Consider the following 12728-nt stretch of genomic DNA (forward strand, 5'->3'; position numbering starts at 1 on the left):
GCGACGCGCTGCATCAGCTGCGCGTCGCGGTGCAGGTGGGCGGCCTCAGCCGTCACACCTTCCAGCCAGGCTGATAGATCGGTCTCGGCACCTTGCGGCCAACTCTGCGCCGTTCTCTGCAGCCGCAACAACAGATGCCGCTCGGCTTCCAGTTCGAGTGCCTTCACTTGTTCGCGCAGGGTCCGCAGGTCGGCGTCCTCCGTGGCCTCGGCCTTCCATTGTGTGCGCAACGCGCGTAGCGGTCGCACGACATCGGTGTCCCACGAGACGGCCACGCTACGTAGTTGCTGCAAGCGTTGCTCATCGCAGGCCACGCACCGTTGTCCCAACCACGCACCACACAGCAACAGACACACATTGACCCCCGCCGACTGCAATTGCAGGCATGCCTGCTCAACGCCCGGACGGGCGTAGGTGGTCAGGGAAAAGCTCCACAGGTCAGAGGACATAGTGCTACTCGCGCCAGTTGCGAGCGAAGCTGGTAGACTCCGCCGCCATTATGATTCGACTTCAGAACCTGACTTTACAGCGTGGCCCGCAACGTCTGCTAGAAGACGCCGAGCTGACCCTGCACGCCGGCCAGAAAGCCGGCCTCATCGGTGCCAACGGCGCCGGCAAATCGAGCCTGTTCGCCTTGCTTCGGGGCGAGCTGCACCCTGACTCGGGTGATTGCTTCCTGCCGGCCGACTGGCGTATCGCCCACATGCGCCAGGAGGTCGACACCCTCGAACGCCTGGCGGTCGACTACGTGCTCGATGGCGACCTGCGCCTGCGCCAGGTGCAACGCGACCTGGCGGCAGCCGAAGCGGCCCATGACGGTGCCGCACAGGCCCGCCTGCACTCGGAACTCGACAGCGCCGACGGTTATACCGCCGACGCCCGGGCGCGCAAGTTGCTGGCGGGTCTCGGGTTCACCAACGAGCAGATGGATCGTCAGGTCGGGGATTTCTCCGGTGGCTGGCGGATGCGCCTGAACCTGGCGCAGGCCTTGATGTGCCCTTCGGACCTGCTGCTGCTCGACGAACCGACCAACCACCTGGACCTCGACGCCATCATCTGGCTCGAAGAATGGCTCAAGAGCTATCCCGGCACCCTGATGCTGATTTCCCACGACCGGGACTTCCTCGATGCCGTGGTCGACCACGTGGCCCACGTCGATCAGCGCAAGATCACCCTGTACCGCGGTGGCTACAGCGCCTTCGAACGCGCCCGTGCCGAACGCCTGGCCCAGCAACAGCAGGCCTACGAGAAGCAGCAGGCGCAACGTGCGCACATGGAAAGCTACATCGCCCGCTTCAAGGCCCAGGCCACCAAGGCCCGTCAGGCCCAGAGCCGGATCAAGGCGCTGGAGCGGATGGAAGAGCTGACCGCCGCCCACGTCGATTCGCCGTTCGACTTTGTCTTCCGTGAATCGCAGAAAATTTCCAGCCCGCTGATCGACCTGTCCGATGCCCGCCTGGGCTATGGCGACAAAGCCGTACTGGAGAAGGTCAAGCTGCAACTGACGCCAGGGGCGCGAATCGGTCTGCTCGGACCTAACGGCGCCGGTAAATCGACCCTGATCAAGAACCTTGCCGGTGAGCTCTCGCCATTGGCTGGCCGCTTGACCCGTGGCGAGAACACCGTGGTCGGTTACTTCGCCCAGCATCAACTCGATTCTCTGGACTCCAAGGCCAGCCCGTTGTTGCACTTGCAGCGCCTGGCACCGACCGAGCGCGAACAGACCCTGCGCGACTTCCTCGGCGGTTTCGACTTCCGTGGTGCGCGAATCGACGAGCCGGTGCTGAATTTTTCCGGTGGCGAAAAGGCGCGCCTGGCATTGGCCTTGATCGCCTGGGACCGACCGAACCTGTTGCTGCTCGACGAACCGACCAACCATCTGGACCTGGAAATGCGCCTGGCGCTGACCATGGCCCTGCAGGAATTCAGTGGGGCGGTACTGGTGGTCTCCCACGACCGTCACTTGCTCAAAAGCACCACCGATAACTTTTACCTGGTGGCGGACGGCAAGGTCGAGGAGTTCGACGGCGACCTGGAGGACTACACTCGCTGGCTGGTGGATTATCGCCAGCGCAATGCCCCGGTCAGCAACACACCGGTCAACCCGGACAAGACCGACAAGAAAGCCCAGCGTCAGGCCGCCGCTGCGTTGCGCCAGCAACTGGCGCCGCACAAGCGCGAAGCCGACAAGCTTGAAGCCGAGCTGGGCAAGCTGCACGAAAAGCTTGCGAAAATCGATGCCAGCCTCGGCGACAGCGATATCTACGAGCCGACGCGCAAGAACGAATTGCGTGATCTGCTGGCCGAACAGGCCAGGTTGAAGGTGCGTGAGGCGGAGCTGGAAGAGGCGTGGATGGAAGCCTTGGAATTGCTGGAAAGCATGCAGGCGGAGCTGGAGGCACTGTCCTGATGGACGCCTTCAAGCTGCCGCTGCCGGCGATGTGGGTCGAGCCGATCTGGCTTGGCGTGCAGATCCTGCTGATTCTGCTGGCCGGTTACGTCGCCCAGCGCTTTGTCGCCAAGTGCCTGACCCGCCTTGGTGAGCGCTATCCGTTCCCGCCGCAACTGCTGATGCCGCTGCGGGGCGGTTTGCGCTGGCTGATCATGGGTAGCGCGCTGATTTTCGTCCTGGAACGACTCGGTGTGTCGGCCACGGTGCTCTGGACCGCATTGTCGGGTTTCGTCGCGGTCGCGGCAGTGGCGTTTTTCGCCATGTGGAGCGTGCTATCGAACCTGCTGTGCGCGATCCTGATCTTCACCGTCGGCCCGTTCCGCCTGGGTGATGTGGTCGAGTTGGTGGACACCACCGACAAACCCGGCGTCAAAGGCCGGGTGGTGGCGATCAATCTGCTGTACACCACGCTGGTCGAGGCCGAAGAACTCGGCACTGGCAGCGCCATGGTGCAAGTGCCCAACAGTTTGTTCTTCCAGCGTTCGGTGCGGCGCTGGCGCGGGACGGATGTGCTTCCTTCCAACGGGTTTGAAAAGTAAGCCTTCTGCTGTCCGATAGATTGCCTTCGCGAGCAAGCCCGCTCCCACATTTGCTCTTCGGTAGACACAAACTTTTTGAGCACCGCAGATCCAGTGTGGGAGCGGGCTCGCTCGCGAAGGGGCCCTCAAGTCGTAAGCGCTGGTCGGCAACCGCAACATCCCGCAAAAAAATCGGTAGTCATCCACCCAAAGCCGCATTAGCTTAGACGTCTGTCACGAGTCTGAGTCGAGGTGTGCAATGGAGCTTCAAACATGGCTGGCGTTTTTTGCCGCCTGCTGGGTGATCAGCCTGTCCCCCGGTGCCGGCGCCATTGCGTCGATGTCCAGCGGTCTGCAGTACGGTTTCTGGCGCGGTTACTGGAACGCCCTGGGCCTGCAACTGGGCCTGGCTTTGCAGATCGCCATCGTCGGTGCCGGTGTCGGCGCCATTCTCACGGCTTCGGCCACGGCCTTCTACGCCATCAAATGGTTTGGCGTGGCGTATCTGGTTTACCTCGCGATCAAGCAATGGCGTGCGCTGCCCAGCGATATGAGCGATGACGCGGCAGTGCGCCAGATCGGCAAGCCGATGGCCCTGGTGTTCCGCGGTTTTCTGGTGAACATCAGTAACCCCAAGGCGCTGGTGTTCATGCTGGCGGTGTTGCCGCAGTTCATCGACCCCCATGCTCCACTGCTGATCCAGTATCTGGTGATCGGCGTGACGATGGTCTGCGTCGATCTGATCGTCATGGCCGGTTACACCGGTCTGGCGTCCAGGGTGCTGCGTATGCTGCGCACACCAATACAGCAAAAACGCATGAACCGGACCTTTGCCGGGCTGTTCATCGGTGCGGCAGCGTTCATGGCGACGCTGCGCAGAGCCGCGGCGTAAATCGACCGAAACCCGAAAAGGCGACCCATGCGGTCGCCTTTTTTATTGGCGTATCAGTTCCTTGGAGAACCCTCGAAGTCGCAGGAAGTCCCGACAAAGCTTGAGCGAAACCCGTTGGGCGTTAACAATATGTAACTTCGTTTTTCCAATTGAGACTCATTCATGATTTCCCCCTCCCGTTTCCTGGCCTGGCTGTTGCTGCCGCTGCTCGCGGCGAGCAGCGTTCAGCTGCTGGCCGCCCCCGCCGAAGGTGCGCCGCAGGCGCTGCACTTGCTCGATTACATCGGCGCGGATTACCCGGACACGGTGCAGGCGGGCAGCATCATGGATGAGGCCGGGTTTCGCGCGCAGCAAGAGTCGGTCAAGACGCTGGGAAGTCTGCTGGCGGCCATGCCGGCCAAACCGGAAAAAATTGCCCTGGAGCAAAGCCTGGTCGCGCTTGGAAGCTCCATCAGCGCCCGTCAGGACGGTGCCGACGTCGCGCGCCAGGCCCGCCAACTGGGGGCAAAGCTGGCCGTGGCCTATGAAGTCAGCCAGGCTCCGGTCATTACGCCGGACCCGGCGCGTGGTGCGCCACTGTACGCTCAGCATTGCTCGGTCTGCCATGGCGATACAGGGGCCGGCGATGGCCCGGCAGGTGTCGGCATGACGCCACCGCCATCCAATCTGCGTGATAGCACACGACTGGATCGACTTAGCCTCTACGCGATCTACAGCACCTTGGGCCTGGGTGTTGAAGGGACCGACATGCCAGCCTTTGCCGATCAGCTGGATGATCGTCAGCGTTGGGATCTGGCTACCTATATCGCCAGCTTCAGTGTCGACCTGGCTACAGCCAATGCTGACAGAACCTACAACATCGCCGACCTGGCTCGTCAGACCCCGGCCGAAGTGCAGGCCGTCGAAGGCCCGCAGGCCGCCGCGACATTCCGTGTCCAGCGAGCGCAACCGCCGCAGGTCAAGCGTGGCCCGGCACAATTGCTCGACTACACCGCAGCCACTCTGGACAAGAGCATCGTGGCGTATCGTGCCGGTGAGCATGATCAGGCTTATGACTTATCGGTAGCGGCGTATCTGGAAGGCTTCGAGCTGGTTGAAAGCTCGCTGGACAACATTGACGCCAACGTGCGTAAAGACACTGAAAAATCCCTGATGGCCTACCGTCAGTCGTTGCAGGACGGTTTGCCGGTGAGCGACGTCGAACAGCGCCTGGAGGCGGCCAAGGCCAGGTTGAAGGCATCGGCCAGCCTGCTGGGCAACGACGGTTTGAGCTGGTCGCTGAGTTACATTTCCGGCTTGCTGATTCTGTTGCGCGAAGGCCTTGAAGCGATTCTGGTGCTGGCGGCGATCCTTGCTTTCCTGCGTAACACGGGTCAACAGGCGGCGGTGCGCAGCGTCAACGTCGGTTGGGGCCTGGCGTTTCTGGCGGGGCTGGGCACCTGGGCGCTGGCAGCCTATGTGATTGATGTCAGCGGTTCGCAGCGCGAATTGCTGGAAGGCGCGACAGCGTTATTTGCCAGCGTCATGGTGCTGTGGCTGGGAGTGTGGATGCATGACCGTCGTCACGCGGCGGCCTGGCAGGATTACATCAAGACCAGCATGGTGGGTGGCGGTGGGCGTTTCGGCTTTGCGACCCTGGCGTTTTTCTCGGTGTATCGCGAACTGTTCGAAGTGATTCTGTTCTACGAAACCCTGTGGTTGCAGGCAGGTCCCGCGGGGCACAACGCGGTGTTGGCAGGTGGAGCCACGGCGGTGGTGCTGCTGGTCGGCCTGGCCTGGGTGATTTTGCGCGGTTCGGCGAAATTGCCGCTGGCGCTGTTCTTCAGCATCAATGCTGGTCTTTTGTGCGCCTTGTCGGTGGTGTTCGCCGGACATGGCGTGAAGGCGCTGCAGGAAGCGGGAATATTCGGTACGCGGCCGGTGCCGTTCTTTGAGTTCGACTGGTTGGGGATTCATGCCGATGCGTATTCGTTGAGTGCGCAGGCGGTGGCGATCATCGCGATTGTCGTGTTGTATGGCCGTAGCCGGGTGGTTGCGAAGCAGCGGGTACAGATTTCTTAAACAGAATTCGCTGCGCTCACATTCGCGGGCAAGCCCGCTCCTACAGGATTGCGTATAACCTGTAGGAGCGGGCTTGCCCGCGATGTTTTTTCAGAAAGGATCAAAACATGCGTGTCTGGATCGATGCCGACGCCTGCCCTCGGGCAGCGAAGGATCTGGTGGTGAAGTTCGCCCTCAAGCGTCAGTTCGAAGTGGTGCTGGTAGCCGGGCAGCCGCAGATCAAGCCCGGTCTGGCGCTGGTCAAGCTGATCGTGGTGCCGAGCGGCCCGGATGCGGCCGATGATTACCTGGTGGAGCACGCAGTTCCCGGTGAATTGGTGATTTGCAGCGATGTACCGTTGGCCGACCGTCTGGTGAAGAAGGGCGTGGCCGCGCTCGATCCGCGCGGGAAGGAATTCGATGCGCAGAACATGGGGGATCGGCTGGCCGTACGCAACCTGTTCACCGATTTACGCGAACAGGGGCAAATGGGCGGAGGGCCAGCGCCGTTTGGCGACCGTGAGAAGCAGGCATTTGCCAATGCGCTGGACCGGATACTCACACGGCTGGCCCGTAAACTGTAGGAGCGAGCCTGCTCGCGATGGACGTCAACGATGACGAGTGCTGGCTGGATGAACGCGGTGCTCTCACGTCCATCGCGAGCAAGCTCGCTCCTACAGTGTGTCAGGCGTCGTTTTCGTGGGTCAGTTCGAGCACGCGGTCGACCAGTTTGTTGATGCCGGAAGCCGCCTCGCTGATGCTCTGCGCCAGCATGTAGGCCGGGGTGCTCACCAGTTTGCGTGCCTTGTCCTCGACGATGTCGCTGACCGCGCAATCGGTATGGGTCGCGCCCATCTTGTTCATCGCGGCGGCGGTGTCGGTGTCGTTGCCAATGGTGCAAGTGACGCCGGGGCCGTAGATCTTGGCCGCCAGGGCCGGGGAAATGCACATCAACCCCACCGGTTTGCCGGCCTCGGCAAAGGCTTCGGTCAGTGCCAGGACATCCGGTTGAACTGTGCAGCCGGCGCCTTGAATGGCGAAGTTGGACAGGTTCTTGGCCGAGCCGAAGCCGCCGGGCACGATCAGCGCATCGAAGTCATCGACGTTCGCGTCACGGATATCCTTGATGTTGCCCCGGGCAATCCGCGCCGACTCCACCAGCACGTTGCGCGATTCGGGCATTTCTTCGCCGGTCAGGTGATTGATGACATGCAACTGCGCGATGTCCGGAGCGAAACACTGCACCTGCGCCCCGCGCTGATCCAGGCGCAGCAGGGTGATGACGCTCTCGTGGAGCTCGGCGCCGTCGTACACGCCACAACCGGAAAGGATCACTGCAACTTTTTTGCTCATGGGCTTTTCTCCAGATTCATGGCGTTAAATGTCCACTAATTTGGCACTCGTTGCCATAGGGTTAATTGACGGTTACACATAGCATCTGTCCTCTGGACTCCGGTCAGGGCGCGTCATGGACTTCATTCTGTATGCGGTGCCGTTTTTCTTTGTGCTGATCGCCGTCGAGCTGCTGGCCGACCGTTGGCGCGGGGTGCGCAATTATCGGTTGGCGGACGCGATCAACAGCATCAGCACCGGCGTGCTGTCGACCACCACGGGGCTGCTGACCAAAGGCGTGGGGTTGGTGACCTACGCGTTTGCCCTCAAGCATCTGGCGCTGTTCGAGTTGTCGGCCGACAGCGTCTGGACTTGGGTGTTTGCTTTTGTCTTCTATGACTTCTGTTACTACTGGCTGCACCGCATGGGCCACGAACGCAACATCCTCTGGGCCGCGCATTCGGTGCATCACCAGAGCGAGGACTACAACCTGTCCACGGCATTGCGCCAGACCAGCACCGGATTCCTGCTGAGCTGGATCTTCTATCTGCCGCTGGCGGTGTTCGGCGTACCGCTGCTGGTGTTTGTGAGCGTCGCCGCGCTGAACCTGCTGTACCAGTTCTGGGTGCATACCCGGCACATTCCCAAGCTTGGCTGGTTCGAATGGTTTTTCGTCACGCCATCCAATCATCGGGCTCACCATGCACAAAACGCTCTCTACATGGATCGCAACTACGGCGGCGTGTTCATTATCTGGGACCGTCTGTTCGGCTCGTTCCAGGAAGAAGACGACAGCGAGCCGGTGATCTTTGGCGTGACCACGCCGCTGGCGAGCTGGAATCCCGTGTGGGCGAACGTGCAGTTCTATGCACAGTTGTGGGCAGATGCGCGGCGTGCCGAAAGTACCTTGGACAAATTGCGGATCTGGTTCATGCGTACCGGCTGGCGCCCGGCGGACGTGGCGGCCAAATACCCGATGAACAAGCCGGACCTGACCCGGTTCCGCAAATTCGAGGTGCCGCTGGACGGGCGTCAGCAGCTCTACATCTTGTTGCAGTTCTGCGTGTACATCGCGCTGGGCAGCTACTTGATGAGCCTTGAACCGAAGCTGTCAGTCGCCGCCCTGGTGTTGGGCTGGGGAGCGGTGGCGTTTGGTCTGTTTGTGCTGGGCGTGGCCCTTGAGGATCGCCCATGGGCGTTGAAGCTGGAGCTGGTGCGACTGACGTCGAATCTGCCTTTGGTGTGGCTGGCACCAATGGTGGGGCTGTGGCCGGCCAGCATGGTGGGCTGGGTCGGCCTGCTCAGTTACAGCCTGTTGAGCGGCATCGGTCTCTACTGTTGCAGAAACCGCATCACTCGACTGGCGTCGTAGGGCCTTCGGTTTTGATGCTTTCGGCTTTCAGCGCTTGTTCGTCGGCGTAGACCTGCTTGGCCAGGCGGGCATTCTTGAAGCGCCGACGCAGCCATAGCACGAAGCCCAGGACCAGCAGGGCGCCGAGCACCCAAAGCTCGTACTTCTTCACACTGCCGAGCATGCCTTCGAGCACTGCGCCGAAATGGTACGCGGCCGCCGCCAAGGCTGCGGCCCAGATCGCCGCGCCAATGCCGTTGAGCAGCAGGTAACGACCCGGCGGGTAGCCTGACAACCCGATGGCCACCGGCATGACCGTACGCAAACCGTAAACGAAGCGGAAGCTCAATACCCAGATGTCCGGATGCTTGCGAATGTGTTCCAGCGCCCGGTCACCCATCATCTGCCAGCGCGGCTTGCGCGCCAGCAGTTTGCGGCCGTGCTTGCGCCCAAGGAAGTACCACAGTTGGTCGCCGGCATAGCTGCCAAAGAAGGCCACGACCACCACCAGGTTGATGTCCATGTATCCACGGAACGCGAGGAAGCCCGCGAGTACCAGAATGGTTTCGCCTTCGAAGAACGTGCCTAGAAAAAGGGCAAAGTAGCCGAAGTCATGCAGAAATTGTTGGAGCATTGTCTGGGTGCTGGCGAAATGAACGCGCAGCCTAACCCTTCGGACACATTCAGGAAAGTGTCCAAATGTGTCTCGACGTGAACATTTCCTACAACGACAATGGAATGCGGCTACGTGTCGCGGGATGCACACAACTGTCATCTGTTCGTCATAATGGCCGCTTATAACTGTCACGCTCGCCCGTAAGCGCGGGCTCAGGAGTCTGCCGTGAGCTTTACCCCCGCCAACCGTTTGTTCCCTGCAACCCGCCTGCGCCGCAACCGTCGTGACGACTTCTCGCGTCGTCTGGTCCGTGAAAACGTCCTGACCGTCGATGACCTGATCCTGCCGGTGTTCGTACTGGACGGTGAAAACCGTCGCGAAGCGGTGGCTTCGATGCCGGGTGTCGAACGCCTGACCATCGACCTGTTGCTGGAAGAGGCGGCCAAGTGGGTCGAGCTGGGGATTCCGGCGCTGGCACTGTTCCCGGTGACGCCAGCGGAGCTCAAGTCCCTGGACGCCGCCGAATCGTGGAACCCGCAAGGCATCGCCCAACGCGCGACCCGTGCGCTGCGTGCGCAATTCCCGGAGCTGGGCGTGATCACCGACGTCGCCCTGGACCCGTTCACCACCCACGGCCAGGACGGCATTCTTGATGAAGAAGGCTACGTGCAGAACGACATCACCGTCGACGCACTGGTCAGGCAAGCCCTGTCCCACGCCGAAGCCGGCGCTCAGGTCGTGGCGCCATCGGACATGATGGACGGTCGCATCCAGGCGATCCGCGAAGCCCTGGAAGTGGCCGGTCACGTCAATGTACGGATCATGGCCTACTCGGCCAAGTACGCCAGCGCCTATTACGGCCCGTTCCGCGATGCGGTCGGTTCGGCGCTGAACCTGGGCAAGGCCAACAAGGCCTCCTATCAGATGGACCCGGCCAACAGCAACGAAGCGCTGCACGAAGTGGCGGCGGACTTGTCAGAAGGTGCAGACATGGTCATGGTCAAGCCAGGCATGCCGTACCTGGACATCCTGTGCCGGGTAAAAGAAGAATTCAAAGTGCCGACGTTTGTGTATCAAGTCAGCGGCGAATACGCCATGCACATGGCGGCGATCCAGAATGGCTGGTTGAGCGAAGGGGTTATCCTCGAGTCCCTCACCGCTTTCAAGCGTGCAGGGGCTGATGGCATCCTGACGTACTTTGCCGTTCGTGCTGCCCAATTGTTGCGAGAGCAAAAATAGCCCTCCCAGGAACATTCGATGAATACCGAAGTACTCACTGAAGTTGCCGTAAAAGACGCTCAACCTGTGGTGGAGCAAGTCGACGAGACCCCGCCGGAGCTGGAGCCAGCTCCGCCCGCGGCGGTCGTCGAAACCGCTGCGACAGTGCCAGCGGTGGCCATTCCCGGCCTGGATGACAGCAGCCTGTACATCCATCGCGAGCTCTCGCAACTGCAGTTCAACATCCGCGTGCTGGAACAGGCGCTGGACGAGTCCTACCCTTTGCTGGAGCGGCTGAAGTTTCTGTTGATCTTCTCCAGCAACCTGGACGAGTTCTTCGAAATTCGTGTCGCCGGCCTCAAGAAGCAGATCACTTTCGCCCGTGAACAGGCCGGCGCCGATGGTCTGCAACCGCATCAGGCCCTGGCCCGCATCAGCGAGCTGGTCCACGGTCACGTCGATCGCCAGTACGCGATCCTCAACGACATTCTCTTGCCGGAGCTGGAAAAACATCAGGTCCGCTTCATTCGTCGCCGCTACTGGACCACCAAGCTCAAAACCTGGGTCCGCCGCTATTTCCGCGACGAGATCGCGCCGATCATCACTCCGATCGGCCTCGACCCGACGCACCCGTTCCCGTTGCTGGTGAACAAGAGCCTGAACTTCATCGTCGAGCTCGAAGGCATCGACGCCTTTGGCCGCGATTCCGGTCTGGCGATCATCCCGGCGCCACGTCTGCTGCCGCGCATCATCAAGGTGCCGGAAGAAGTCGGTGGCCCTGGCGACAACTATGTATTCCTGTCGTCGATGATTCACGCTCACGCCGACGACCTGTTCCAGGGCATGAAGGTCAAGGGCTGCTACCAGTTCCGCCTGACCCGTAACGCCGACCTGGCGCTGGACTCCGAGGACGTCGAAGACCTGGCCCGCGCCTTGCGCGGCGAACTGTTCTCCCGTCGCTATGGCGATGCGGTGCGACTGGAAGTGGCCGACACGTGCCCCAAACACCTGTCTGACTACCTGCTCAAGCAGTTCAACCTGGGCGAGACCGAGTTGTATCAGGTCAACGGTCCGGTGAACCTGACGCGGCTGTTCAGCATCACCGGCCTGGACAGCCAGCGCGAGCTGCAATATCTGCCGTTCACCCCGCAGATCCCGAAACTGCTGCAGAACAGCGAAAACATTTTCAGCGTGATCAGCAAGCAGGACATCCTGCTGCTGCACCCGTTCGAGTCGTTCACCCCGGTGGTCGACCTGTTGCGCCAGGCTGCCAAGGACCCGCACGTGCTGGCGGTGCGCCAGACCCTGTACCGGTCCGGCGCCAACTCGGAAATCGTCGATGCGCTGGTGGATGCGGCGCGTAACGGCAAGGAAGTCACCGCGGTGATCGAACTGCGGGCGCGGTTCGACGAAGAGTCCAACCTGCAACTGGCCAGCCGCCTGCAAGCGGCCGGTGCGGTAGTGATCTACGGTGTGGTCGGCTTCAAGACCCACGCCAAGATGATGCTGATCCTGCGTCGCGAGGCTGGTGAAATCGTGCGTTATGCGCACCTCGGTACGGGCAACTACCACGCTGGCAACGCCCGCCTGTACACCGACTACAGCTTGCTGACCTCCGACGATGCCTTGTGCGAAGACGTCGGCAAACTGTTCAGCCAGTTGATCGGCATGGGTAAGACGCTGCGCATGAAGAAACTGCTGCATGCGCCGTTCACCCTGAAAAAGGGCATGCTCGACATGATTGCCCGCGAAACCCAGTTCGCCCTCGACGGCAAACCGGCGCACATCATCGCCAAGTTCAACTCGCTGACCGATCCGAAGATCATCCGCGCGTTGTACAAGGCCAGCCAGTCGGGCGTGCGCATCGATCTGGTGGTGCGTGGCATGTGCTGCCTGCGACCGGGCATCGCCGGGGTTTCCCACAACATCCACGTGCGCTCGATCATCGGTCGCTTCCTGGAACACACCCGGGTCTTCTACTTCCTCAATGGCGGCGAAGAACAGATGTTCCTCTCCAGCGCCGACTGGATGGAGCGCAACCTCGATAAACGCGTCGAGACTTGCTTCCCGGTGGAAGGCAAGAAGCTGATCATGCGGGTCAAGAAAGAGCTGGAGCTGTATCTCACCGATAACACCCACAGCTGGAGCCTGCAGTCGGACGGTCGTTACATCCGCAACACGCCGACCGGTAACCAGAACCCGCGTAGCGCCCAGGCGACATTGCTGGAGCGTTTGGGCAGCCCGATCCTGGCTGTTCGGTAACGCGGGCGAGGTATAAAAAATGGCGATCCCAGCGGATCGCCATTTTT

At 61.3% G+C, this 12728-nt stretch carries 11 protein-coding genes; 8 read left to right on the forward strand and 3 right to left on the reverse strand.

The annotated features are described in order from the left end of the window. The coding region (locus tag ACCD00_RS17870; protein ID WP_413426455.1) for a TIGR02444 family protein at window positions 1–449 on the reverse strand (449 nt) is incomplete at its 3' end. Between the two features lie 50 nt (window positions 450–499). Here ACCD00_RS17870 and ACCD00_RS17875 point away from each other — a divergent pair. From ACCD00_RS17875 to ACCD00_RS17895, 5 genes are all read left to right on the forward strand, one after another. Then, window positions 500–2410 (forward strand): ATP-binding cassette domain-containing protein, encoded by a 1911-nt coding sequence (locus ACCD00_RS17875; protein WP_413426457.1) that lies wholly within the window; start codon window positions 500–502, stop codon window positions 2408–2410. Beyond that, window positions 2410–2991, forward strand: coding sequence for a mechanosensitive ion channel domain-containing protein (locus tag ACCD00_RS17880; protein WP_413426459.1), 582 nt, complete (start codon window positions 2410–2412; stop codon window positions 2989–2991). Before ACCD00_RS17875 ends, ACCD00_RS17880 begins: the two co-directional genes overlap by 1 nt. A gap of 238 nt (window positions 2992–3229) precedes the next feature. Further along, a complete protein-coding gene (locus ACCD00_RS17885) occupies window positions 3230–3862 on the forward strand; it encodes a LysE family transporter (RefSeq protein ID WP_413426461.1) in 633 nt (210 codons plus the stop codon). Window positions 3863–4024: 162 nt separating this feature from the next. Further along, window positions 4025–5923: an FTR1 family protein gene (locus ACCD00_RS17890; protein ID WP_413426463.1), complete on the forward strand. Its 1899-nt coding sequence runs from the start codon at window positions 4025–4027 to the stop codon at window positions 5921–5923. Between the two features lie 107 nt (window positions 5924–6030). Next, a complete protein-coding gene (locus ACCD00_RS17895) occupies window positions 6031–6486 on the forward strand; it encodes a YaiI/YqxD family protein (protein ID WP_413426465.1) in 456 nt (151 codons plus the stop codon). A 100-nt stretch (window positions 6487–6586) separates the two neighbouring features. Here ACCD00_RS17895 and elbB read toward each other — a convergent pair whose 3' ends face one another. Further along, window positions 6587–7255, reverse strand: coding sequence for an isoprenoid biosynthesis glyoxalase ElbB (elbB, locus tag ACCD00_RS17900; RefSeq protein ID WP_413426467.1), 669 nt, complete (start codon window positions 7253–7255; stop codon window positions 6587–6589). 115 nt (window positions 7256–7370) lie between these two features. Between elbB and ACCD00_RS17905 the strand changes: the two genes are divergently transcribed. Beyond that, window positions 7371–8606, forward strand: coding sequence for a sterol desaturase family protein (locus ACCD00_RS17905; protein WP_413426469.1), 1236 nt, complete (start codon window positions 7371–7373; stop codon window positions 8604–8606). On the opposite strand, the gene ACCD00_RS17910 is transcribed toward ACCD00_RS17905, so the two are convergent. Beyond that, on the reverse strand, window positions 8587–9219 hold the full coding sequence (locus tag ACCD00_RS17910) for a DedA family protein (protein WP_413426471.1): 633 nt from the start codon (window positions 9217–9219) through the stop codon (window positions 8587–8589). The genes ACCD00_RS17905 and ACCD00_RS17910 overlap by 20 nt on opposite strands. 207 nt (window positions 9220–9426) lie before the next feature. Here ACCD00_RS17910 and hemB point away from each other — a divergent pair, with 207 nt between their 5' ends. Further along, on the forward strand, window positions 9427–10440 hold the full coding sequence (hemB, locus tag ACCD00_RS17915) for a porphobilinogen synthase (RefSeq protein WP_413426473.1): 1014 nt from the start codon (window positions 9427–9429) through the stop codon (window positions 10438–10440). Between the two features lie 18 nt (window positions 10441–10458). Next, on the forward strand, window positions 10459–12681 hold the full coding sequence (gene ppk1 / locus ACCD00_RS17920) for a polyphosphate kinase 1 (RefSeq protein WP_413426475.1): 2223 nt from the start codon (window positions 10459–10461) through the stop codon (window positions 12679–12681). Window positions 12682–12728: the final 47 nt, after the last annotated feature.

Origin of the sequence: Pseudomonas sp. Pseusp3 (assembly GCF_047304225.1) — a bacterium.
GTDB lineage: Bacteria > Pseudomonadota > Gammaproteobacteria > Pseudomonadales > Pseudomonadaceae > Aquipseudomonas > Aquipseudomonas fluorescens_CD.